This window comes from Propioniciclava sp. (assembly GCF_047602245.1).
Classification (GTDB): domain Bacteria; phylum Actinomycetota; class Actinomycetes; order Propionibacteriales; family Propionibacteriaceae; genus Propioniciclava.
In genome coordinates this window covers 2844366-2868322 of record NZ_JASGHT010000001.1, presented here as the reverse complement: position 1 = coordinate 2868322, position 23957 = coordinate 2844366, and the positions used below count along the sequence as shown (strand labels likewise).

Annotated in this window: 26 protein-coding genes; 18 read left to right on the top strand and 8 right to left on the bottom strand. The window is 69.4% G+C overall.

What is annotated here, in order from left to right:
* Positions 1 to 290: 290 nt before the first annotated feature.
* From QM708_RS13585 to QM708_RS13520, 14 genes are all read left to right on the top strand, one after another.
* Entirely contained in the window at positions 291 to 593 is a 303-nt protein-coding gene (locus QM708_RS13585; protein WP_415109554.1) for a hypothetical protein, read from the top strand.
* Positions 590 to 2287, top strand: coding sequence for a hypothetical protein (locus QM708_RS13580; RefSeq protein ID WP_415109551.1), 1698 nt, complete (start codon positions 590 to 592; stop codon positions 2285 to 2287). Before QM708_RS13585 ends, QM708_RS13580 begins: the two co-directional genes overlap by 4 nt.
* Positions 2288 to 2534: 247 nt before the next feature.
* Complete coding sequence (locus QM708_RS13575; protein WP_415109549.1) at positions 2535 to 3716, top strand: phage portal protein; 1182 nt, start codon at positions 2535 to 2537, stop codon at positions 3714 to 3716.
* Positions 3713 to 5290: an HK97 family phage prohead protease gene (locus tag QM708_RS13570; RefSeq protein ID WP_415109546.1), complete on the top strand. Its 1578-nt coding sequence runs from the start codon at positions 3713 to 3715 to the stop codon at positions 5288 to 5290. Before QM708_RS13575 ends, QM708_RS13570 begins: the two co-directional genes overlap by 4 nt.
* Before the next feature lie 5 nt (positions 5291 to 5295).
* Complete coding sequence (locus tag QM708_RS13565; protein ID WP_415109543.1) at positions 5296 to 5619, top strand: hypothetical protein; 324 nt, start codon at positions 5296 to 5298, stop codon at positions 5617 to 5619.
* The gene (locus tag QM708_RS13560; protein WP_415109540.1) at positions 5616 to 6008 is read left to right on the top strand and encodes a hypothetical protein; all 393 of its coding nucleotides are present in this window, start codon (positions 5616 to 5618) and stop codon (positions 6006 to 6008) included. The genes QM708_RS13565 and QM708_RS13560 overlap by 4 nt, the downstream gene beginning before the upstream one ends.
* Positions 6009 to 6021: 13 nt before the next feature.
* Positions 6022 to 6447 carry a hypothetical protein gene (locus tag QM708_RS13555; RefSeq protein WP_415109537.1) on the top strand — a complete coding sequence of 142 codons (426 nt, stop codon included), beginning with the start codon at positions 6022 to 6024 and terminating at the stop codon, positions 6445 to 6447.
* Positions 6447 to 6827, top strand: coding sequence for a hypothetical protein (locus QM708_RS13550; protein WP_415109534.1), 381 nt, complete (start codon positions 6447 to 6449; stop codon positions 6825 to 6827). The genes QM708_RS13555 and QM708_RS13550 overlap by 1 nt, the downstream gene beginning before the upstream one ends.
* A gap of 2 nt (positions 6828 to 6829) precedes the next feature.
* Positions 6830 to 7126, top strand: coding sequence for a hypothetical protein (locus QM708_RS13545; RefSeq protein WP_415109531.1), 297 nt, complete (start codon positions 6830 to 6832; stop codon positions 7124 to 7126).
* Positions 7127 to 7248: 122 nt separating this feature from the next.
* Entirely contained in the window at positions 7249 to 9051 is a 1803-nt protein-coding gene (locus QM708_RS13540; protein WP_415109528.1) for a phage tail protein, read from the top strand.
* The gene (locus QM708_RS13535) at positions 9048 to 10430 is read left to right on the top strand and encodes a hypothetical protein (RefSeq protein WP_415109525.1); all 1383 of its coding nucleotides are present in this window, start codon (positions 9048 to 9050) and stop codon (positions 10428 to 10430) included. The genes QM708_RS13540 and QM708_RS13535 overlap by 4 nt, the downstream gene beginning before the upstream one ends.
* Positions 10427 to 12259 (top strand): right-handed parallel beta-helix repeat-containing protein, encoded by a 1833-nt coding sequence (locus QM708_RS13530; protein WP_415109522.1) that lies wholly within the window; start codon positions 10427 to 10429, stop codon positions 12257 to 12259. Before QM708_RS13535 ends, QM708_RS13530 begins: the two co-directional genes overlap by 4 nt.
* Positions 12260 to 12277: 18 nt before the next feature.
* Complete coding sequence (locus tag QM708_RS13525) at positions 12278 to 13048, top strand: peptidoglycan recognition family protein (RefSeq protein WP_415109519.1); 771 nt, start codon at positions 12278 to 12280, stop codon at positions 13046 to 13048.
* The gene (locus QM708_RS13520; protein ID WP_415109516.1) at positions 13045 to 13425 is read left to right on the top strand and encodes a hypothetical protein; all 381 of its coding nucleotides are present in this window, start codon (positions 13045 to 13047) and stop codon (positions 13423 to 13425) included. Before QM708_RS13525 ends, QM708_RS13520 begins: the two co-directional genes overlap by 4 nt.
* Before the next feature lie 8 nt (positions 13426 to 13433).
* Here the strand turns inward: QM708_RS13520 and QM708_RS13515 are convergent, their stop codons facing one another.
* From QM708_RS13515 to QM708_RS13500, 4 genes are all read right to left on the bottom strand, one after another.
* Entirely contained in the window at positions 13434 to 14225 is a 792-nt protein-coding gene (locus QM708_RS13515) for a tyrosine-type recombinase/integrase (protein WP_415109513.1), read from the bottom strand.
* A 3-nt stretch (positions 14226 to 14228) separates the two neighbouring features.
* Complete coding sequence (locus QM708_RS13510; RefSeq protein ID WP_415109510.1) at positions 14229 to 14522, bottom strand: hypothetical protein; 294 nt, start codon at positions 14520 to 14522, stop codon at positions 14229 to 14231.
* 205 nt (positions 14523 to 14727) lie between these two features.
* Positions 14728 to 15138 carry an MmcQ/YjbR family DNA-binding protein gene (locus tag QM708_RS13505; protein WP_415109507.1) on the bottom strand — a complete coding sequence of 137 codons (411 nt, stop codon included), beginning with the start codon at positions 15136 to 15138 and terminating at the stop codon, positions 14728 to 14730.
* Positions 15122 to 15349 carry a hypothetical protein gene (locus QM708_RS13500; protein WP_415109504.1) on the bottom strand — a complete coding sequence of 76 codons (228 nt, stop codon included), beginning with the start codon at positions 15347 to 15349 and terminating at the stop codon, positions 15122 to 15124. Before QM708_RS13500 ends, QM708_RS13505 begins: the two co-directional genes overlap by 17 nt.
* Before the next feature lie 200 nt (positions 15350 to 15549).
* Here QM708_RS13500 and QM708_RS13495 point away from each other — a divergent pair, with 200 nt between their 5' ends.
* Positions 15550 to 15825, top strand: a complete 276-nt coding sequence (locus QM708_RS13495) for a hypothetical protein (protein ID WP_415109501.1) — start codon at positions 15550 to 15552, stop codon at positions 15823 to 15825.
* On the opposite strand, the gene QM708_RS13490 is transcribed toward QM708_RS13495, so the two are convergent.
* Positions 15798 to 17486 (bottom strand): hypothetical protein, encoded by a 1689-nt coding sequence (locus tag QM708_RS13490; protein WP_415109498.1) that lies wholly within the window; start codon positions 17484 to 17486, stop codon positions 15798 to 15800. The genes QM708_RS13495 and QM708_RS13490 overlap by 28 nt on opposite strands.
* Before the next feature lie 356 nt (positions 17487 to 17842).
* Complete coding sequence (locus QM708_RS13485; protein WP_415109495.1) at positions 17843 to 18133, bottom strand: DUF3618 domain-containing protein; 291 nt, start codon at positions 18131 to 18133, stop codon at positions 17843 to 17845.
* A gap of 69 nt (positions 18134 to 18202) precedes the next feature.
* On the opposite strand from QM708_RS13485, the gene QM708_RS13480 reads away from it, so the two are divergent.
* The 3 genes from QM708_RS13480 (at position 18203) to QM708_RS13470 (ending at position 20564) form a co-directional block, all read left to right on the top strand.
* Entirely contained in the window at positions 18203 to 18679 is a 477-nt protein-coding gene (locus tag QM708_RS13480; RefSeq protein ID WP_415109492.1) for a peroxiredoxin, read from the top strand.
* Between the two features lie 105 nt (positions 18680 to 18784).
* The gene (locus QM708_RS13475; protein WP_415109489.1) at positions 18785 to 19225 is read left to right on the top strand and encodes an Hsp20/alpha crystallin family protein; all 441 of its coding nucleotides are present in this window, start codon (positions 18785 to 18787) and stop codon (positions 19223 to 19225) included.
* 64 nt (positions 19226 to 19289) lie between these two features.
* The gene (locus tag QM708_RS13470) at positions 19290 to 20564 is read left to right on the top strand and encodes a winged helix DNA-binding domain-containing protein (RefSeq protein ID WP_415109486.1); all 1275 of its coding nucleotides are present in this window, start codon (positions 19290 to 19292) and stop codon (positions 20562 to 20564) included.
* Between the two features lie 6 nt (positions 20565 to 20570).
* Here the strand turns inward: QM708_RS13470 and QM708_RS13465 are convergent, their stop codons facing one another.
* Both QM708_RS13465 and QM708_RS13460 read right to left on the bottom strand, forming a co-directional pair.
* Positions 20571 to 22349, bottom strand: coding sequence for an ABC transporter permease subunit (locus QM708_RS13465; protein WP_415109483.1), 1779 nt, complete (start codon positions 22347 to 22349; stop codon positions 20571 to 20573).
* Positions 22336 to 23871 (bottom strand): ABC transporter substrate-binding protein, encoded by a 1536-nt coding sequence (locus QM708_RS13460; protein WP_415109480.1) that lies wholly within the window; start codon positions 23869 to 23871, stop codon positions 22336 to 22338. The genes QM708_RS13465 and QM708_RS13460 overlap by 14 nt, the downstream gene beginning before the upstream one ends.
* Between the last annotated feature and the right edge of the window lie 86 nt (positions 23872 to 23957).

The following is a 23957-nucleotide window of genomic DNA, read 5'->3' as shown; positions in this document are numbered from 1 at the left end:
CCTGACTCTCCCACGCACCCACAAGCAGGGCCTCACTATCGACCACGTCATCCCCCGCGTCCGCCTCCGCCCCCTCCCAGCCGACGAGCGACGTCGCATGGAGCGCGACCTCGGCTACCTCCGGCCAGCACACAAGCGCTGCAACAGCCGCCGACAGGCCAAGCCACACCTCACCCGCGAGCCCTACCTCGCCCCTGCCCTCGCGTTTCTTCGCGACGGCACCCATCCAGGAGACCCCGCGGGCTCTTCTCTCTCTCGGAACCCAGGAAAAAATGGATAGATCGACAAAAATGCGGGAGGTTCAGCCCGATTTGATCCCCGACCCGCGGCCTCGGCCCGGACTCGAGGGGAAAGCCGAGGAACACCTGCGGGCGCTCGTCGAAGAGGGCCTCATCGACGACCCGATCGCCGATGGGGCGCTGTTGCGTTGGTTGGCCGGCGCCGCCGAGCACACGTTCGCCGGTCACGCGGTCGCGAAGCTCGCTGCCGCGATCCTCGAGGAGCTTGAGGCGCTGCCCGCGCCTGCCGCTGAGGACGACGGGATCGCCGACATCCTCGCCGCGGCGTTCGCTCAGCTTCAGGGGGAGTCGTGAGTTTGCGACACGACACCGAGCGGCGTGTCACGCGGCTGCGGGACGCCGGCGCGATCGGCCCGCTGAACGAACTCGTCGTCGCGGTCATCTTGTGGATCTCGGATGCCGCCGACCGTACCCGCGGCGGGTACGCCGCGCAGCTGCTCGCCAAGGTGTACGCCGCCGCCCGCGAGCTGCTGCCCACCCCACCGCCGGTCGACGGCGACCCTCGCCGCGACCTCATCGAGCAGTCCCTCGCCGTCGCCGGCGAACCCGACCCCGAACAGATCGCCGTCCCGCTCCGGTCGACGGCGCCGACCCCCGGCGCCCGGCACGAGGTACGGCTGGTCAAGTTCGTCGGCTGGCTGCTCGGCATCCGGTTCATGCGCTGGCAGATCGACGCCGCCCGCATCCTCACCGAGATCGATCCCAGCGGCGTCGGCTGGCGGTGGAAGACCGTGGTGATCACCGTGCCCCGCCAGTCGGGGAAGACGCTGCTGCTCGCCGTGCTGATGATCCAACGCTGCCTCACCCGCGCCGGCCACCTGTGCCGCTACACCGCGCAGACCGGGAAAGACGCCCGCCTCCGCTGGCTCGAGTGGGTGCGCTGGTTCACCGGCGCCCACCTGCCCCGCAGCGGCGTCCGGAACTTCCTCGCCGGCCTGCTCGTGGGCCGCTCCGCCGAGAAGGGCATCTACCGCGGCGCCGGCAGCCCGGCGATGTTCTTCGCCAACGGCGCCGAGCTCGGCCCGTTCACGCCGTCACCGGCCGGCCTGGACGGCGGGCAGGCCGACACCCTCGTCGTAGACGAATGCTTCGTGCACACCCTCGAGGAGGGAGAGGCGATCCTCGGCTCGATCAGCCCCACCCAGATCACCCGCCCCTGGCGGCAGACGATCATCGTGAGCACGCGCGGCACCGCCGCGAGCACGTTCCTCATCGACTGGATCAACCGCGCCATCGTCGCTCTCGGCGACCCGACCAGCCGGGTCGCGATCATCGACTACAGCGTCGCCGACGACGAGGACCCCTACGACGAGGCCGTGCTCACCCGGCGCCATCCCGCGTTCCATAACCCCGTCATCCGCGAGGCCATCCTTGAGCACCGCTCCGGGCCGTCCAGTCTGTGGCTGCGAGCGTTCTGCAACCGGCAGATCACCCTCGGCGGCGACCTGGTCGTCGACCCCGACGTGTGGGTCGACCAGGAACTCCCCACCACCACCGAACCCGGCACCATCCTCGCGATCGCGCTGTCGGTGGCCCGCGACCGCACCGCCAGCTCGATCGCGGCCAGCTGGCGCGTCGGCGACCACATCCACGCCCAGATCATCGCGACCGCGGCCGGCAGCCACTGGCTGGCCGACACCCTCGCCAGCATCCCCGCCGGCGTCCCCATTGTCGCGATGCCCGCCGGCCCCACCCTCACCGTTCTCGACGCGCTTCCCGCGTACCTCGGCGAACGTGTTCAACGACTCAGCACTCGCGACTACGCCACCTACTGCCAATCCTGGCTTGACTACACGTGGTCCGGCCTCGCCCGACATGTGCAGTCCGCCCACCTCGACGACCAGCTCGCCGGCGCCGTCACCAAAGCCGCCATGGGCTGCCTCGTCCTCGACCCCGACCGCAGCGCCGGCCCCCTCGACCAACTCGAGGCCCTCGCGCTCGCCACCGCGGCCGCCACCCAACCGGCCATCGAACTTCAGGCGTTCTGATGTCCTACTCGATCGACAGCTCTGCCCGCACCCACATCGCGATCTGTGGCGACTGCGGGTACCGGTCCGATCCCGAACCGTCCCGCCTCGACGCGCTCGCCGCTCAAGCCCGCCACGAGCGGCGAGCGCACCCCGGCACGAACGGCGCCTACGAGAGACTCCGCGCCGCGACACGCCGTCGCGACCGATGATGCCGCCCGAACGCGGGTATACCGGGCTGAACATCTCAGGTGTGAGGAACTCGACCGTGCGAGCGTTGCAGCGCCTCGGCCTCGTCCGCGTCACGCGCTCGACGATGCCGGCCGCGATCGCGCCGCCCACCCGTCAGAACGCCAGCCCGATCACCACCCGTGAGTCCGTGGCCGTGCCCGCCATGTACCGCGCCCTCCAGGTCCTCGCGACCTCGGCCTCTCAGCTCGCCCTCGACGTCAAACGCGGCGGCGTCCTGGTCCACCAGGTGCCCAGCATCATCACCAAGCCCGACACCGAGATGAGCCGCGAGGACTGGATCGAGCTGGCCGTCATGAGCCTCGCCGCGACCGGCAAGCTGTTCGTGTACGCGCCCACCGCGCCCGACGGCACCCGCCTCGAACTCACCATCTTGCCGCCGCACGAGGTCTACCTCGTCCAGGAACGCGACCAGCGCGGCATCGTGCGGCTGCGTGGTTTCGACTACGCCGGCGTCCGGTACACCGCCGAAGAGGTGCTCTACGCGCCGCTGCTGAGGCTCCCCGGCGACCACAACGGCCTCGGCCCTATCCAAGCCGCCCAGGCCGGCCTCACCAGCGTCAAGCACATGCGCGCCTACATGGAGCAGTGGTTCGACAACGCCGGCCAGCCGTCCGGCCTCCTCACCAGCGACCAGCCCCTTACCTCCGCTGACGCCCGCACCGCCCGCAACCGGTGGAACGGCCTCGACGACAGCGGCAACCCCATCGACGGAGACACCCCCAACCCGTCACGCATCAAGGTCCTCGGCAAAGGCATGCATTACGACCCGATCTTCCTCTCACCCAAAGACGCCCTGTGGCTCGACGCCCAGGGCTACAACCGACTCGAGGTCGCCCAGCTGATGGGCATCCCCGGAAGCCTCATGCTCGTCGCCCCCGAAGGCGGTTCACGCAGCTACCAGAACGTCGAGCAAGAGTGGATCGGGTTCACCCGCTACACCCTCACCTGGTACCTGTCCAAGCTCGAAGCGCTCCTCACCCGTGTCCTTGTCCGCGGCCAAGCCGCCCGGTTTCGCATAGAGACCCTGCTGCGGTCCGACACCAAGACCCGCTACGAGGCCCACGACATGGCCCTGTCCGGCGGCTGGATGACCCCCGCCGAAGTCCGCGACATCGAGGGCCTAGCACCGCACGCCGACATTCCCGACGCCCCGCGGCCCATCTCCGCCCCCCACCTCGACCAGGAGCAGCCCGCATGACCACCGCCATTGAACGCGCCCAGACCGCCATCGCTGAGCGCACCATCCTCACCCGGAACATCGAAATCCGCGCACTCGCCACCACCGCCCGCGAGTTCGACGGCCTCGGCGTCCCCTGGGACACCGTCGTCGAGCACTGGTTCGGCCCCGAGTGCTTCGACGTCGGCAGCGTCGAGCTCGCCGACCCCGCCCTCGTCATGTGGCGCCACGACGCGCCCATCGGCCGCATCACCGCCGGCGCCGACATCGACACCGGCTACCACATCACCGGCCGGCTCTCCGACACCACCCTCGGCCGCGAAGCCGCCACCCTCCTCGACGACGGCGTCATCACCCGCCTGTCCATCGGCTTCGAACCCGTCGAGTACCGCGTCGACGAAGACGACGTCCTGCACTGGACTCGCGTCATCGCCTGCGAGTTCAGCCTCGTGCCCTTCCCCGCCTACGACACCGCCCGCATCGACACCATCCGCAACCGCAAGGAGACCCAGACCGTGACCACCACGCCCACCGACACCGACCCGGTCACCCGCGCCGACATCACCGCGCTCAACACCGGCCTCGACGAACTCACCCGCCGCATCGCCACCATCAACGCCGGCGGAGCCACCGCCCGGCAGGGGCACCAGTGGCGCACCATGGGCGACTACCTCAAGGCCCTCGCCGCCGGCGATACCGCCGCCGCCGACTTCCACCGCGCCTACACCGGCGGCACCCTCGACGACGCCGCCCTGACCGACACGTTCATCGGCGACTTCATCAAGCTCGTCACCGACCGCCGGTTCTTCGTCAACATGTTCACCACCGGCGCCCTGCCCGACAAGGGCAACAGCGTCGACTACCGCCAGCTCGACACCAACACGATCACTGTCGCCGAGCAGACCGACGAAGGCGACGACCTCACCGGCCCCGGCAAGATCAAGCTCAAGCGCGCCAACGCGCCCGTCAAGACCGACGGCGGATGGTTCCAACTCACTCTCCAAGAGATCCTTCGCGGCAGCGGCATCGAGCTCACCACCAGCTGGGAAGCCGCCGCGATCGCCTACGCCAAGCGAACCAACGAACGCGTCAAGGCGACCTTCCTCGCCCGGATCGCCGCGCTGATCTCGTCCCCCACCACCGGCAGCACCCTCGCCCTGCCGGCCGCGGCAACCGCCGACCAGTGGCTCGACGCCCTCGTCGACGCCGTCGAGACGTTCGACGACCGCGGCTTCAACCTCACCGGCCTGGCCACCAGCAAGGCCGTGTTCAAGACGCTGCTGAAGCTCAAGGACGGCGACCGCCGCCTCATGAACGTCTACGGCGACGGCGTCAACCAGGTCGGAGAAATCAATATCCCCGGCCTGTCCGGCGACATCGCCCGCGTCGGCGTCCGCATGATGCCCAAGGTGGCAGGCGACGTCGCATCGCTCTACGACCAGGTCGCCATCAAGTTCCTCGAGGCGCCCGGCAGCCCCGCCCACCTCCAGGACGACAACATCATCAACCTGTCCAAGAGCTTCAGCCTCTACGGATTCAACGCCACGCTCGAGCCCTTCCCGTCCGCGATCCTGCCCATCGAGTTCGGAGCCTGACCACGATGACGACCGGCACGCCCGAAACCCCGCCGCCCGACCTGGGCCGCTACGTCAAGGCCCCCGCCGGCGACGCCTACGTCGCCGACTGCCTCGCCGAAGCCACCCAGCTCGTCGCCGACCTCATCGGCAGCGTCGAAGGCGTGCCGGACGTCATCCGCCGACGCGCGATCCTCGAGACCGGCGCCGAGCTGTACCACCGCCGGCAGGCCCGCCTCGGCGTCGCCCAGCTCGGCAACGAGGACACCGCACCGATCCGCATCGCCCGCGACCCCAACCTGACCGCCCGCGCCATCCTCGGCGCCTACCTCGGCCCAGGCCTCGCATGAGGACCAAGGCCGCGGCCCTCGCCCTCGCCGCCACAATCACCACCCTGATCGCCCAAGACGACACCCTCGCCGGCTACCAGCCGCTGGTGACCCTCGACCCTGAGGCCGCCGCCGGCGCACTCTCGGCCGACAGCCAGCTCGTCGCCCTCGTCGTCGCACCGACGCTCACCTACACGACCTGGACGTCACTCGACGCCCGGTTCGACGTCCACCTCATCGCCGGGCAGCCCGGCGACATGCTCGCCGCCTGGGACATCCTCGACAACGCCCTCGACGCCCTCGCCACCCCGCTTGGCGCCGACGAAGCCGAACCGGCCAGCTACCCGAACCCGGCCGGCCCACCCTGGCCCGCCTACACCCTGACCCTCACCCAGCCCTACCAACCCTGACGAGAGGACCACTATGCCCACCCAAGCCGATCGGCTCGGCCCCGGACACCTCGTGTTCGGCCAGACCGGCACACTCAAGGAATTCGGCTCCCAAGTCACCAAGGTCGCGCTCGAGCCCGACACCGAAGAAGGCGAAGTCACCACCGTCCTGTCCGGCGAAGAGGTCCGCGACGACGACACCGACAGCTTCAAGCTGACCGGCGAGTTTTTCCAGGACTACACCTCCGGCCTCACCAGCCTCATCGTGTGGTGCAAGACACACAACAACCAGGTGATCGACTTCGAGTTCATCCCGGCCGCCGCCGGAAACCTAGGCGTCCGCGGAAAGTGCCGCATCAAGCCGGTCAAGACCGGCGGCGACGTGAAGAGCCGCAACACCACCGAGTTCAGCTTCCCCGGTGTCGGCGACTACACCTACTTCGAGCCCGACGGAGACTGATGCCCGCCCCGCTGGTGAAAGTCGAGGGCGCTGCACAACTGCGCCGCACCCTCCGCAAAGCCGGCATCGACATCAGCACCCTCAAGGCCGCGCACGCCCAAGCCGGCAAGATCGCCGCCGGCGGTGGCCAAGACCAGGCTCCACGCCGCACCGGACGCCTCGCCAGCACCATCCGGTCCTCCGGCACCTCCACCGGCTCCATCATCCGGGCCGGCTACGCCAGAGTCCCCTACGCCAACCCCATCCACTGGGGATGGCCACGACGCAACATCTCGCCCAACCCGTTCCTCACCGACGGCGCCCAGCAGACCGAACCCGAATGGATCGAGGTCTACCAAGCCGCCATCGACGAGGCACTCAACCAAGTCAAAGGAATCTGAAGATGGCCCTCAACAAGGCATACGCCAACGTCGAACTCCAAGACGGCCGCACCTACACCGACCTGCGCGTCACGTTCACCGACCGCAAGCGCTGGGAAGTCGCCGCCAAGGCCCGCGGCTGGGACGCCGAGCGCCAGCCCGTCACCCTCGCCGCGTTCCTGTCCTGGGCCGCCATGGTGCGCCTGGGCCACTTCACGGGCACCTTCGACGACTTCGTCAACCAGCTCGTTGACGCCCAGCTCGACGCCACCGCCGCCCAGGAGGACCGCGCCGACGACCCTTCCCAGACGGGAGCCTGACCCGCGCAGTGATCGCACTCGCGATCCGCACAGGCATCCCGCCCACCACCTGGTTCGCCCAGCCGCCCGGCTACCTCGCCACCGCCCTCGACCTCCTCACCGACTGAACGGAGCACCCGCTGATGAGCAAGACCGCCATCCTCGCGATCAAGATCATCGGCGACTCCACCGGCGCCACCAAGGCGCTCGGCGTCACCGAGCAGAAAACGAGCAAGCTCGGCGCAGGAATGAAGATCCTCGGCGGCGCCGCCCTCGTCGGCGGCGCCGCCCTGGTCGCCTACGGCGTCCAAGCCGTCAAGGCCGGCGGAAACCTCGAACAATCGATCGGTGCGGTTGACACCGTGTTCAAAGCCAGCGCTGGCCAGATGCACGAGTGGGGCAAGAACTCGGCCGTGAGCGTCGGTCTGGCCCGCACCGAGTTCAACGAGCTGGGAACCCTGATCGGCACCCAGCTGAAAAACGGCGGCACCGCCATGGACCAGCTGGCGCCCAAGACCCACGAACTCATCACCCTCGGCGCTGACCTGTCCAGCATGTTCGGTGGCACCACCGCCGACGCCGTCGGCGCCCTCAGCTCCGCCCTGAAGGGCGAGCGTGACCCGATCGAACGCTATGGCGTGTCCCTCACCCAAGCAGCGATCGACGCCAAAGCGGCCGAGCTCGGATTCCGGAAGGTCGGTGGTGCACTGTCCGCCGAGGCCAACCAGGCCGCGACCCTGGCGCTGATCATGGCCCAGACCACCGACGCACATGGCAACTTCGCCCGCGAATCCAACACTTGGAACCATCAGGTCGAGGTCCTCAAAGCCGGGTTCGGGTCGTTCACCAGCGAACTCGGCCTCAAGCTGCTGCCGGCCTTCACCATGATCGTGGGATTCATCGTCGGTCAGCTCCTGCCCGGGTTCGACCAGGTCCTCACCGGCATCGATCCACTCATCGCCGCTATCAGCTCGCTGGCCAGTGGATTCGGCAGTGCCGCTACCGCCGGCACCCCCCTCACCGCGTTCATCGCGGCCCTGGTCGGTTGGGTCACCGGCCAGCTCATGCCAACCCTGACCGGCCTCGGCGCCACCGTCACCGACGTGTTCACCACCGCGTCCGGGATCATCGGCGGCTTCGTGACCGGCGCCGCGGCCCAGCTCGCACCCCTGCTGCCGACCTTCACCGCCGTGTTCACGACTGCTGGCCAGATCGTGACCAGCAGCATCGACCTGATCGACAGCATCATCCGCCTCGGCCTCGGCGCCGTGCAAGCGTTCTGGTCGACCTGGGGCTCCAGCATCATCAGCATGGTCGGTGTGGTGTTCGGCGCGGTCCTCGGCGTGATCCGTCCCGCCCTCGCCACGATCCAACACATCATCGGGTTTGCCCTCGCCGTCATCCGCGGCGACTGGGGGTCCGCGTGGGATCACCTCCTCGGCGTCGCCCGCGGGTTCCTCGACACCCTGCTCGGCATCTTCGGCGGCGCTAAAGACCTCCTCGTCGGCGCAGGCAAGGCCATCATCGACGGGTTCGTACGCGGCCTCAAGCAGGCCTGGCAAGCGGGCCAGGACTTCATCAGTGGCATCGGCGACTGGATCGCCGCGAACAAGGGGCCGCTCAGCTACGATCGCCGACTCCTCCGACCGGCCGGCACCGCAATCATGACCGGGCTCACCACCTCACTTCAGGCAGGTATGCCGGCCCTCGCCGGCGTGCTCGACGACATCACCGGCCGCATCACAGCCCTGGACGCCAACCCACGCGTCACCCTCCGCGCCACCGCCGGCAGCACCACACCGACGCCTACCACGCGGCCGCTGGTGAACATCACCGTGAACGGCGCTCTCGATCCTCGCGCGGTCGCCGCACAGATCCGCGCGCTCCTCACCAGCGACGCCCGCATCCGCGGCGTCCTGGACCTCACCCAAGGCCTGGCCGTATGAGCGGCCACCCATGGTCGATACCCGTCGACGTCACGCTCACCCTGGGCACCCTTACCATCAACACCACCAGCGCAGACGCCGCACACGAGGGCACGCTCACGGCCGTGGAATCCCTCACCGTGGACTGGGCCCGTCCCAGTCTCCGCGGCCACGAAGAGCCCGGCACACTCACCCTGACACTGCGCCACCCCCGGCCCGGGCTCATCGCGCTGGGCGACCGCATCGCCGCCTGGTGCACCCCCACCGCCACGGCGCCCCTCAGCCTCGGCGCATGGTGGGTCGAGTCCTGCACCTGGGCCCAGGCCCCCTCTGGCGCCTGGATTTATGAAGTGACCGCGACCAACGCCATCGGCCGCGCCTCCGGCGTCCGGCTCGCCGCCTCGCCCTGGCCGTCCGGCTGGGTGCGTCTCGCTGACCGGATCGCGTCGATCAACGCCGCCTCGCCCTTCACCCTCGTCGCCCACGACACCTCGGCCGACACCGCGGTGCTCCTCGGCCGCGACGTCGATTCCGCTGACGCCCTCGACATCATCCAGCGCACCGCCATGTCCTACGGACGGTTCGCGGTCGCCGGCCCCCACAGCATCGCCCTCGCCCGCCCCGCCGCGACCCACGTCCGCATGCCGCGCTACGAGCCGCCACGCCCCCCAGCTGTCCTCGTCGACCGCGGCCGCCCACCGGCGCCGCTGCCCGCATCCCGCGTCGAGAACAGCGGCCGCGAGCTGTCCCGCCGCGGCCTCGTCACCGCCGTCAAAGTCTCATACCACCTCCTCGACCTCGACAGCGGTGACACCACCGAGGAAGCCCGGTCGTGGCGATCGCCGGCCGCACACCTGCCGCCCGCGGCACTGGCGTTCGACACCGACCTCCTCGTCGAAACCTCCGCAGCCGACCCGCTCGACCCTGCCACAGTGCACCTCGGCGCACCCGGCAGCATCGCCGCCGGGATCGCCGCCGAAGGCACCACCCCGCGCCCTCTCCTCGCGCCAGCCCGGTGCGCGGTCGGCCTCGGCGGCCTGCCGCTCACCGACCTCATCGAGATCGGGCACCGCGCCAGCGCCATCCTCACCCTCGACGGCGCGCCGGCCGACCTCGAACGCCTCGTGCACATCGCCGCCAGCACCATCCACATCGCCCGCGGCCGCCTCGCCCTCAGCGTCACCCTGGCCCCCGCCGCGACCGCCGGCGTCCGGCCGCTGCGCTGGACCGACTTCCCGACCCCCACCGACGTGCCCTACCAGCCCGCCACCCTCGACCTCGTCGCGGCACGGTTCGCGCACTGTGGCCCGCTATCAGACCCATTCCCCCCCGCCGACCAACTCCGGATCGGCGACACCGCCGCCGTCGACGCACCCACATTCTGGAAGGCACAGATATGACCATCACCCAACCACCCGGTGACGACACCATCGGCCGGATCGATCCCGGCGGCTGGCCCCTCCTCGGCCCCACCAACTACCTGTACCTCCTGCCCGAGTACACCCGGCTCCTCGCCGAGAAACTCACCTCGGCGTCCGACGCCTCCACCACATGGCTCGCGCAACTCCCGGCCCTGATCGCCGCCGGCCAGCAGATGCAAACCGCGCTGTCCACCGCCGAAGCCATCATGGGCCTCACCGGCGAAGACGACACCGTCGCGCACCTGGTCAACACCGACGCCACCCAGACCGCCACCGCCGTCGGCGACCGCATCAACGCCGTCACCCGACGGCTCCCGATCAACGTCGCGCTCCGCGGCATCTTCGGCGACGGCAGCGACGTCACCGACGCGCTCAACACCCTCTTCACCAGCCTCGAAGAAGGCGACGCCGTCTACTTCCCCCGCGGCAGCTACCTCCACCGCGGCCTGAGCATCATCGGCCAACGCCAATTCGCGCTCCTCGGCGACGGCGCCGAACTCGTCTGCACCAACACCAACAAGCAATACCTCCAGATCTCCGGATGCCGCGACTTCGCCATCAGCGGCATCATCTCCCGCGCCCTCAACCCCACCACCCGCCGCGGCCCCACCCGAGGCATCTCCATCGAATCCTCCGACAGATGGGCCGTCTCACGCTGCTCCACCACCGGCACCGAAGGCGTCGGGATCTACGTCGGATTCGGCAGCACCGCCGGCCGAATCGAAGGCTGCCACATCCGCGACAGCAAAGCCGACGGCATCCACATCACCGGCGAATCCCGCGACATCGCCGTCGTCGGCAACCAGATCGAAACCACAGGAGACGACGGAATCGCCGTAGTCTCCTACCTCACCGACACCGGAATATGCCAATCCGTCAGCATCACCGGAAACACCATCCGACACTCACACAGCCGCGGAATCGCCGTCGTCGGCGGAAACACCATCACCATCGGCGCTAACTCCATCGACACCACCCGCAACGCAGGAATCTACATCGCCGAAGAAAGCTCCTACGGCATCCGCTCAACGACCAACGTCAGCATCACCGGCAACACGATCAACCGCGCCAACACCTACAACGCCACCACCAACTACGCCGGCATCCAAGTCGTCGGCTCCTCACCCGCCAACCCCGTGCGCGCCATCACGATCACCGGCAACACCGTCGTCGGCGCCGCATGGCACGGCATCATGGCCGGCTCCGGCACACCCGGATGCTCCGCCATCACGATCACCGGCAACACCGTCATCGGCGCCGGCGTCACAGGCATCCTCGTCCAAGCCGTCAAAGACACCCTCATCACCAACAACCTGATCAGCAGCTCCGGCAGCTCCGGCCTGCTCCTCACCGGCACCCTGGGCGCCATCATCACCGCGCTCAACGTCATCACCGACTCCTGGACGACCAACACCGCCACCACTCGCCGGTCCATGGCGATCCTCGCCCCGGCCGCCAGCCGAGTCGTCGCGATCGCCAACACCATCACCGACGACGCCACCAGAGCTACCGAACAACTCTCATTCGCGACCACCCCAGCCGTGCTCGCTGTCGCGAACTCGCATCCCGGCCCCGTCGCGAACTACTCGGCCGCAGACGGTCTACCGCTCATCGTGCCCGGCTCAGCACTCATCGCCGGCGCACACGAATCATCCGGACTCGGCGGCGGGAAAGGCGTCCTCGGAATCCGCAACGCCCACACCATCCCATCCGTGAACCCCGCCAGCGGCGGAATCATCTACGTCGAAGCCGGCGCCCTGAAGTTCCGCGGCGCCAACGGAACCATCACCACCATCGCCAACCCCTAAAAGGGAAAGAACACCGAAATGCGCTACGACTACCAACGCGCCGACTGGGGCGCACGACCGGCCAAAAGCCGCACCCTGCTCACCTGGTCACGCGTCCGTAAAATCGTGATCCACTGGCCCGCCTCCATCACCCCAATCGGCGCCACCCCCGAGGCGATCGCCAGCTACCTGCGCGCCTGGCAGCGCTATCACCAGGCCGTCCAAGGCTGGACCGACATCGCCTACGCGGTCGGCGTCGACCAAGCCGGCCGAGTCTGGGAACTCCGCGGCGCCGACGTCCGCGACGGAGCCACCGCCGGCCAAGGCGGCACCACCCAATCCATCCTCGCCATCCTCGCCATCGACGAGACCCCCACCCCCGCCATGCTCACCACCCTGCGCCACATCGCCCACGAGCTCGCCGGCAAGGCAGCCAAGGGCTGCACCATCGTCGGCCACGGCGACGCCGGCAGCACCCGCACCGACTGCCCAGGTCCGCAGCTACGCGCCTGGGTCCGCGCCGGCCTGCCGGCACCCACCCACACCCAGCCCAAGGAAGACATCATGGCCACCAAAGACGAACTCCGCACCATCATCCGCGAAGAGATCACAGCCTTCATGCACGCCCCCATCCCCGCCGGCACCACCGACCGGCCATGGACCACCACCGCCACCGATGCCCTCGCCGCAGCGGCCGAGCTCGAATACATCGCACTCGCCGACGGCACCCGTGTCCGCACCGACGACGCGATCGCCGCGATCTACGAGCGCATCACCAAGACCGCGGCCGGCGAGGAGCCCGCACTGTGAACGCCGACAAGACCATGCCGCTACGCTCCCTCGTCGCCGGCATCATCATGACCGGCCTGTTCCTCGGCGCCTGGCTGGTCGCCGAACAATCCGGCGTCGATTCCTCACCCATCTGGGTCATCGCCGGCCCCGTCATCCTCGGACTCCTCATCGGCGAAGTCGTCGGCAGCGCCGGCCGCCACGCCGCCCAGGCAGCCAACCAGACCAACGGCCAGCTCGACGCCCGTATCAAGGCCGCCGTCGCCGCCGCCCTCGCTGACAGGGACTCCGCCCGCACCCGCCAAGCCCAAGGCGACATCAACTCTGATTCGCCATTCACCGGCATCACCAGTGTGACCGCCAAGCACGGCACCGAGATCGCCAAGAGCGGCGCGTAGCGTCGGCGTCAAGCGGCCCAGCTGACCGCCCCTCGTAGCACGTCCTGCCCGAGACCGATGTAGCCCATCGTGGTCTCGGGCTTGGCGTGCCCAAGCAGCCGCTGCACAGCGATGATGTCGCGCGTGGCGGCGTAGGTCCGAGTCGCGAAGTAGTGCCGCAGCGTGTGACATGTCCAGTGAGCCGGCAGGAGCTCGCTCACGAGCTCGCCGACCCGCGCCGGCGAGAGATGGCCGTCGACGTCGCCCGGGAACGCCCACCCCGGCCCTCGCCGGCGCAGCAGGAAAGCGACGTCGTCGACGAGCGGCACCAGGCGCTCACGGCCACCCTTGCCCCGGACGATCAGCGACCAACCGACGAGATCTCGCATGAGGTCGTCCGAGTACACGCGCGCTATCTCGCCGCGGCGTAGGCCGGCCTTCGAGGCGAGTAGCAGCATCAGCCGTCGCCGCTCGTCTGCTCGAGCGATCGCCGCCTCGACGATATCGGCCAGCGCCGGCCGCGCGACGCGGGCCGGTACTCGCACCTGGACGAGCGTCGCAGCCGGCGACTCCACGAGGCGCCTAGTGGCGACGGCCCAGCTGTAGAAGCTCCGCACCGCGTCGCAGTGGCTCTTGAGGGTCGAGACGGCCCACTCGTGGCCCGCGAGCCACTCCGTCAGTGCGTCGCCATCGACCATGAGGAGATCGCCGACGTCAGCGGCGAGACGAGAAAGCTGGTGCCGGCGCAGTGAGACGGTCTGATCGGTGCGTCCGGACGCCGTGAGCCAGGCACACCACTCCGTCACAAGGAGGTGGGACATGGGTCAGGACGCTAGAGAGTCGACCCATGACCACGTTGCATAAGCCGCCTGCCGCGAGATGCCCAGGCCCCGGCCGATGTCGGCCCAGGACGCCCCACGCGCCCGCTGTCCACGGATGCCTTCAGCGATCGCCGCCTCGACCACCTGTCGCATGTCGCGCAACTCCGACAGGTCCTCCGGATCGGCCTCACCGACCCGACGCCCGTGGGCCATGATCACCCGCCGCACCATGCCGGCATACTCCGGCGTCTCCCGTTCCCTCCGCCGATTGCGCGTCAAGCCAGGTTTGACACTCATGACGCGACCTCGAAGCGCCGCATCCGTTCGCCGCATGCCCGCGCCATCGAGGCCGCCGCGAACGACCAGACCACGGCGTTGTTGCCCACAAGGCCTTCTCCGTAATCAGCGGGTTCAGGGTTCGAGTCCCTGGCGGTGTACCACCGATCACCCGGGCCATCAGGCCCGGGTGATTCACTTTTCGGGCCTGATGGCGACGTCGCGATCAGGAGAGACCCTTCTCCGCGAGCCACACCTTGGCGACGCGGGCCGGGGCGCGGACCAGCCAGGCGTCCACGAGGATCTCCTCCAGGCGATCGGGAGCGATCGCCTCCACGTGCACCAGGACGGCCGGATAGCCATCGAAGTGCGGGATCGTGAAGAAGGCCTCGGGTTCGGCGGCCAACAGGACGTCCTTGGCGTCCAGGCTCTCGACGCGGACGCCGATCACCTCACCGTCGGGCCAGGACCGGCCGAGAGCGGCGAGTTGCTCCAGGTCGCGTCCGCTCGGCCCCCGCACCCAGACGACATCACCCCGAGCGACCCGCCAGGCGGGGGCGCCGGTGTGGCCGCCGACCCGCTCCTCGACCCCGGGCAGTTTCCCGAGGATCCGCCGCACATCATCGATCGTGGGCATCCGCCGCTCCCTCACCTCCGGCCCCTCCGGGCGTTTCGTTCATGGACGCATCTAATGTCATGCGGGATCGCCGCGTCGAGACCACGAGGTTGACGCTGGTGAAGGTGCCGAAGACAGAGGCGGGCACCCGCCGCAGCGCGGGGAGGCCGGCCGCATAGAGAACGATCGATGACATCAGCCCGCATGCGACCGCGAAGCCGAGCACCGTCACGGTCGGGGAGGATGAAGCGTGAACCAGACGATCGCCACAGGCACCCACACCGCCGTGGTGACGATGCTGGCCATCGCGATGCCGAGAGCGGCGCTGGCCGGCCCCGGGTTGGTGGCGAACGCCGCACCGGTCTGATCGAAGCGGAACTGGCGAGCATCAATGCGCTGCCGCACCGCGTCCGCCCGGCGTCGCGGGGTCCGATGCCGACACCGAGGACCGCCCGGCAGGTGCTGCCTCATGCCCGCCGCCTTCTGCACGAGGCGTCCCGATTCACGATAGTTCTGGACGCCGTCATCGTGGCCACGTCGCTGCCGTTCGCCCCGCCGCAGGCCGTGCTGCTGTCGGCCGCGGGCGTCCTGATGGTCGGCCTCAGCGGCGAGCAGAAACAGGTGGTGGCCGGACTCCGAAGAGCCCGGCCACCACCGCTATCAGATCACGACAAGCGTGACTATCCGAGCGTCACATCCGTGATCTGACCCGGCTGAGGTGTGACGGTCCGTTGCGAGCCGTTCTTCATCCGCAGCGTCACCTGCGAGGGCAGCACCTCGACACCGTCGGCCGGGAAGGGCTTCCAGGCGTTGGTGTAATAGCTCTCCACCGAGGCGTCCGGCGACACCAGCTTGCCGGTCTGGAACGCGACGGACGGGACCGAGGCGTTCGGGTTGACCTGCTGACGGGTACCGTCGTACCACATCGCGAAGCTGTGCTTGACCGGCAGCAGCTCCTTGGTGACCGAACCGTCGTCGTTGGTGGTGCCGAACGACTGCCACGATGTCGCGTAGAACTCCGCCGAGCCGCCCTGGATCGGCCGGCCCGCATGATCGGCCAGAGTCAGCGTCACCGGCGCGGTCTGGAAGTAGGCCACCGACTTGCTGGCAAGGTTCTGCTGGGCCAGCTGCTGCTGCGCACCGGAGTAGGTCAGCGCGAACGTAATGGTGGTGGGAGCACCGTCGAACAGCGTCACCCAGGTTCCACCGGGACCGTCGGTCGCGGCGTCCGCCGGCTTGTTCCAGCCGCCCTTGTAGTAGGACACAGCCCCCTGCGAGACTCCGTTGCCCTTGCTGTCGGTGAACCGGACGGCGGCCGCGGTCTTGACCACCTGACCGGGTTCGAGGGTGAGCTTCAGGCCCGGGAAGGTGGCCTTGGCGGTGCCGAGCTTCTTGTCGGGCACCTGGAACTGGAAGCTGTACTCACCGGGGAACAACTCCATGCCGCTCTTGGTCAGCCAGAAGTGCGTCTGGCCCGTCTCCGGGGTGCCGCCCTGGCGGTACTGCACCAGATGGTTGTAGTTCATCACCACATTGGCGGTCTGGAAGCTGCCGTGCGTCTGCGTCGCGGTGTCGTAGGTAGCGCGGGCCGAGGTGTTGTTGATGCTGACCAGCTGGGTGACCTGAGGCGCATTGCCCTCGATCCCATAAGCGAGCAGACCGTTCTCGTCGGTCTTGCGCACCTTGCCGTCGGTATCCTTGACCCAGAACGTATTCGGGCCACCGTCGGTGTTGTAACGAACCGAGACATCCGGCAGACCATTGCCGGCGCCATTCTTGACCTCGGCCACGGCGATGGTTCGAACCGCCGACTTGCCCGTCGTCTGCGTCACCGGCCACGAGACCGGAGCGCTGACCTTACGCCCACCGTCCAACTCCACCCAGAACGTAATGGGGGGGCCGTAGCTGAACAGTTCCATCGAAGGCTTGGCGAACGTTCGGATATCTTCCTTGAGGAGGCCTTGGTAGGTGACCTCACCCGCGGACTTCACCGACACGTTCGTCGTGTAGTAGTCCATCCTCAGCGTCTCACCGGCGGGCACGGTGACCGTTTTCCAGTCGCTGCCCGTTCCGTCCTTGATGACAGCCACGTGAACCTCGGTCCCGGCAGGCAGCACGGACTCGCGGCAGCCGCTCTCCCCCACCGGCCCGACGAAGCCATCGCTGTCCTTGGTCGAGTACAGGGCCTCCTCGCGCACGGGCACAAAGCTCGCCCCCGTGCTCTCGGTGACACAGACGGCGATCCTGCCCTCGTCAGCAGCGTGAGCGACGGCCGGCAGGCCGGCCAGTACGAGCGCGCCGACGCCGAGCGCCACCGCTCCCATGCGAAGCACGCGCAGAGCACCGCGCGTGCGGTGTGTTGTATTCATCGTTCTCCCTCACAGTTACTCAATGTTCGGGATGTGGCCGTCAACGGCCACGAGCAAGCCACCGCGCGCAGTGCTCCCCCCAGTCATATGACTGCGGCCAGCGTTCGGCGACAAAGGTACCGACATGGCGACAGATGTCATCACCATGAATATCGCTCCAATCCGGCCAACCTCGGCCGCGATCAGAGACTCCCCCGGCATCTTCGATGGTGCCCATTCATCCCCCTAGATACGCGGGAGCGACACCAACGATCCCGCGCAAAAGTGAAACTAGCACGAGCCGGATCGGCGGTGGGTTAACTATCACAAAGCCGTCCGGAATGCGGGCAAATCGTCTCCGGACGCCAAAGTCGGGGTCAGCGGCGCGTGAGCGAACGCACTACCGCGAGGAAAGCGATGCTCCCCACGACCGCCACGGCCACGGCGGCGATCTTGGTCACGCGGGGCGTGCCATCAGGTTCGACGAATTGAGCCTTGGCGGCACCAATCTCGCCGGCCACGAACGTTTTGGCGTCCTGAATGCTGCGCGCGGCGATCGCCTTGGGATGGACCTGCAGGATCAGCCCCTCCACATTGCTGGCCAGCCGTGCTCGCGCTGCGGCGACCTCGGCCTGGATCTGCTCCTTGGAGCGGGTGCCGTCTGCCACGGTCGGTCCTCTCTCATTACCGGTTGAGCTCTCGCACACACCCTATGCCATGTGGATAGGCTGGCGGGCATGGCCAGACTCAAGGCGGGCGATCCCGCGCCGAGCTTCTCCCTCACCGACGCCGACGGCGGCAAGGTCACGCTGTCCGACTTCGCCGGACGGCGGGTGATCGTCTACTTCTACCCCGCAGCGATGACCCCCGGCTGCACGACGCAGGCCGTCGATTTCACCACCAACGCGGACGCCATCGGCGACGCCGGCTACGAGGTGGTCGGCATCTCCCCCGACCTGCCCGACAAGCTGGCGGCCTTCCGCGCGAAGGAGGCGATCACCCCCACGCTGCTGTCCGATCCGAGCAAGGACGTGATGAAGGCCTACGGCGCCTACGGCACGAAGATGCTCTACGGCAAGCAGATCGAGGGCGTGATCCGCTCGACCTTCGTGGTTGATGTGGACGCCGCGGGCGCGGGCACCGTCTCGGTGGCGCAGTACAACGTGAAGGCCACCGGGCACGTCAACAAGCTGCGTCGCGATCTGGGTATCTGAGGTAGCCGCAAGCACCTTCGTTCGCCCGCGAGCCGGGTTGAAACCTAGTTGAGCGTGGTACACTCAACTAGGTAACGGCCACCCGCTCACGAAAGGAAAACGAACATGGCTGCTTTCGATCCGTTCCGCGACATGGACCGGCTCCTGGGCGATATCACCCGCACCCCGGCGTCCGTGGCGATGCCGATGGATCTGTACCGCACGGGCGACGACTACATCGCACACATCGACCTGCCCGGCGTCGATCCGTCCAGCATCGACATCGATATGGACGGTGCGACGATCACGATCCGCGCCGAGCGCAAGACCCCGGTCAACGGCGACGCCCAGTGGCTGACCCGCGAGCGGGCGTCCGGCACCTTCGCGCGCCAGCTCACCCTCGGCCGCGGGCTGGCCACCGACAAGATCAGCGCCGACTACTCCGACGGCGTCCTCACCCTGACCATCCCGGTCGCCGAGGCCGCCAAGCCGCGCAAGATCGAGGTGCAGCACTCCGCGCAGACGCGTGAGATCTCCGGCAGCGTCGAGGAGCCGGTGCACGCCTGACCCGCCTCGCCCGCGAACCCCACGAGGGGGTCACCATGTCGGCGGACCTGATTAGGCTGCCCGCATGACGACCACCATCGGCGCGGACGATCTTCTTCGCCTGCGCATGCACACCCAACGCCTGGGCGCGGACGCCGTCGCCGGTCAGATCGGCGGCGGCGTCCCCGAGGCGCGGCCCGCGGAGCGCGTGGCGGCGTCGGTGCGGCACATGCTGGCGATGCAGGGGCAAGACTGGAAAGCGTCACGCTGGGCGGTCGGGATCCGGACGCCGGGCAGCGCCGTCGCCGATGTGGCGGCTGCTTTCAATGAGGGCCTGATCGTGCGGTCCTGGCCGGTGCGCGGCACGATCCACATCGTCGCGGCCGAGGATGTCGGCTGGATGCAGGACGCCACCAACGCGGGGCCGCTCGTCGGGGCGCCGAAGCGACGCGCCTATCTGGGCATCACCGACGCCATGCTGGACCGGCTGGTCGAGGTCTCGATCGAGGCGTTGACGACGCACGACAGCCTCGATCGCGACGAGATCTCCACCTTCTGGGACGAGGCCGGCCTGGAGTGGAAACCGAATTGGCGCTACCACCTGGTCTGGTGGCTGTGCCAGAACGGGCACGCGACGTTCGGCCCGATCGGTGAGACGGGTGAACCGCGGCTCGTGCTCGCCTCCCGCTGGATCCGCTCGCCGCGCTCGCTGACCGGCGATGAGGCCTTCTCCGAACTCGCGGCCCGCTACGCCGCGCCACGCGGCGCCGTCCGTGCCACCGATCTCGCCTGGTGGGCGGGCATCAGCGTCCCGGACGCCCGCCGCGCCCTCACGCTGGCGGTCGAGCGCGGCAGCCTGGTGCCGCTGGTTCTTGACGGGGCCCGCGGCGCGGCGTCCCAATTGTGGGCCGACCCCGAGGCTCTCGACTCCGCCGGCGCGGTACCGGATTGGCTGCTACTGCCGGGATTCGACGAGCATCTGCTCGGCTACAAGGACCGCGACCCGCAGTTCGACGCGGCTGCGCACCTGAACCTCGTGGTTCCGGGGCGCAACGGCGTGTTCCGCGCCACGGTCGTCCGCGACGGCCGCGCCGTCGGCACCTGGCAGCGCAGCACCCGCAAGCGCGAGGGCGTAGCGATCACTCCTTTCCCGGGCGAGCACGTCGATCCGGACGCCCTGCGCCCCCACGTCGATCGCTGGACCGCCTTCCACGACGAACCCGGCATCCCGATCACGATCCGGGAGTTGGACGCGCCCCGCGAGGTCGCTGCTCGGCGTGGACATCAGCGCGCAGCCGCAGAGGCGTCCGCCGAGGCTCGGGAGCGTTACGCCGGAGTGCTCGATCGACTGGGGCAGTGAACGCGCTCAGGTTTGGGATGCGACCAGGCTGGTGACCTCGGCTTCCTTCGGGGGGCCTGGGCGCTTGTGGCGGCGCTCCAGGCGCATGCCCGCAACGGCGACGGCGAACACCGAGGTCAGGATGAGGGCGGACGCCGGCGCGAGCGTCGTCCAGGGGGCGCGCTCGACGTAGTCGATGCCCTCGCTGAGCAGCAGGCCCCATTCGGGGACCGGCGGTTGCGCGCCCAGGCCGAGGAAGCCCAGCGCCGCCAGTGCCAGCGCCACGCCGGGCAGGCGCAGCATGCCGTGACGCAACAACGGTCCCAGGGTGGCGGGCAGCACGTGCCGCAGCCAGATCTCGAGTTTGCCGACGCCGGCCAGCGGCAGCCAGCGCACATGTGGCATCGCGGTCGCCTCATCGATCAGGGACGCCGCGTGCGTGGTCAGCGGCGGCCAGGTCACCCACAGCACGGCGAGCGCGGCGCCGCCGACCGAGGGTCCCATCAGGGCGGCGATGATCACCCCGGCCAGGATGGTCGGGGTCGCGTTGGCGATCTCGGCGGGACCACGGGCGATCTCGCCGAGCACGGCCAGCAGCAGGCCGACGACGACCGCGATCAGCACGATCACCAGCGCGGGCATCAGGGTGCCGATGGTGCCGTGCGCGACGCGGCCGAGCAGGTCGCGACCGGAGGCGTCCGCCCCGAAGGGCAGGGCCAGGCTGGGTGCGGCCAAGCGGGGGTGCGCGATGGCGTAGGGGTTGCGTGGCAGGCCGAAGGCGAGGATGGCCAGCAGTAACGCCAGCGAGATCCCGGCCGTCCAGCGGGCCGCGCGGGCGTCCGAGCGGGCCTCGGGTGGGGGCGGCAGGGCTCCGGGTGGCAGCGGTCCGCCCCGCAGGGCGCGGCGCGCGACGCTGGTGAGCACGCCGACCAGCACCGCGGCCAGCGCCATCAGCAACACGCCCGCCTGCAGCGCGGGCAGGTCCTGGGAGTTGGCCGCACCGAGCAGGTAGCGCCCGAGCCCCGGAATGGCGAAGACCTGCTCGACCGCGACCGCGCCGCCGAGGATGCCGATGAACACCAACCCGAGCTGATCGATGACCGCGGCCGCGGCCCGGCGAAAGACCCCGCCGAGGATCACTGCGGGCGGGGTATCGGCCAGCCGCCACACCATCACCCAGCGTTCCTCGGCGACGCCGGCGATCGCGTCCGACAACAGGCGCCCGAGCAGGCCGCCGGCCGGAATGCCCAGCGACAGAGCCGGCAGGATCGCGGTGTCGAGCCCGGTCCAGCCATAGGGCGGCAGCCACTGCAATTGCACGGCCACCACCACCAACAGGGCGCTGGCCAGCAGGAACTCCGGCAGCGCGGTGAGCGCCACCCCGACCGGGCCGGAGCCCTTCTGCGGCTGGTCACGCAGCACGCGCAGCGATGCGGGCACGACCAGCGCCAGCGTGATCGCCAGCGCGACGATCAGGGCGAACAGGGTCAGCGTCGCCGAGACGCCGAGCGCGTTCCACACGCCGGCGCCGATGGGGCGTCCGCTCACCCAGGACGTGCCCAGGTCGCCGCGCAGCACGCCCGACCACCAGCGCAGGCTGGTCGGAATCGGTCCGCCGGCCAGGCCGAGTTCGGCGCGGATCGCGTCGAGGGCCTCGGGGGTCGGTTCGAGTTCGGCGTAGCGGGCCCGCAGCACGGACGCCGCGGGATCGCGCTGCGACAACCAGGGCAGCGCCCCGGCGACGATCAGCAGCACGACCCCGCTGACGATCCGGGAGACGATCCCGAGCAGGTTACCGTGGCGCATCGAGGTGGGTCTCCGCGGTGATCAGGATGCGCTCGCGCGGATCGCGCGCGGCCTGGTGGACGCCGGCGGCCTCGCCCTGGATCACTCGCTCGTGCAGCATCGGCAGCGCGGCGTCGGTGGCGAGCACCTGCGCCTCGGCGAGCATGATCGCCTGCTGGCGAGCGGGGCCGGCCTCGGTCTCGGACGCGACGCGAATCGCCTCGTCAACCTTCGGATCGCACAGCTGAGCGATGGAGAAGCCGCCCTCGCAGGTGAAGTCGGAGGCCAGGTAGGCGACCGGGTCACCGGAGTCGAGCACGGTGGCGCGGGACAGGATGAACGCGTCGAACTTGCCGTCGAGGGCGTCCGCCTCGATGAACTGGTATTCGCGGACGTCCTGCTTCACCACGAAGCCGACCGCCTCCAGTTGCTGCTGCACCATGACGGCGACCTCGGGCAGTTCGGCCCGGTCGGTGAAGGTGCCCAGCGTGATGGTGACGCCGTCCACCTTCGCGGGCGCGGGACGGGCGGCGAGCACGTCGCGGTAGGCCGATTCCGAGCGCAGCCCGGCGGCCCACGGCACCGCGGGACCGAGCAGGCCCTCGGCCACGTCGGCGCGGCCCTCGTAGACCGAGGCGACGATGGAGGCGCGCTCCAGCGCCTCGCGGGCGGCGGCGCGCACCGCCGGGTCGGCGAACGGCCCGGTCTCGGTGTTCAGGTAGAGCGTGTTGGTGCGCGGCATCGGCACCTCGACGATCCGCTCGGGATCGATCGAGGCCGCCTGCCCGGCCGGGATCGCCTCGACGACGTGCGCCCCACCGGTGCGCAGCGCGGCCGCGCGCGCGGTGCCGTCGGGCACGAAGGCCACATCGATGCCGGACGCCTGCGCCTTCTCACCCCAGTAGCCGTCGTAGCGATCCAGGGTGGCGCCCACGATGCCGTTGACGCTGGTGATCTTGAACGGCCCGGTTCCGGTGCCGACCGGGCTCACCCCGGATTCGGTGTAGGCGTCGGCGTCCAGGATGGCCAACTGCGGGCTGGACAGCCGGTGCGGCAGGAGCGGATCAGGGGTCGCGGTGGTGATCACCACGCCGTCGCCGTCGGAGCGCACGGTGAGCTTGGTGCCGTTGAGGATGCGCGGCACCGGAGTGGCGTCGATGGCGTGCTGCAGCGAGTTGACCACCGATGCGGGCGTGAGCGGATGCCCGTTGTGGAACGTCACCCCTGGCCGGATCGAGAATCGCCAGGTGAGCGTGTCGACACGCTCCCACTCGGTCGCCAGCCCCGGCAGCGCGTTGCCGTCGGCGTCCAGCACGACGAGGGTCTCTGCGGTCGACCAGCGCGACAGCTTGAACGCGTCGTCGCTGAGCGGGGTGAGGCCCGAGCGCGGGGGCTGCAGCATCGCGATCGAGAGGCGGGCGTCCGTCCCCTCGTGCTGATTCGCAGAAGGGGCGGGCGAGGCGAAACAGCCGGTGAGCAGCACGGCGACGGACAGCGGGAGGGCCGCGAGTCCGAGCCGGCGGGAGCGCGCCGAAACGGTCATGAACAGGTTCCTTTCCTTGCAGGACGAGGGGCGGCGCACGGGCGCCGGTCAAGCGGGGTGGGGGCGGGCGAAGCGAAGGGGCGAGG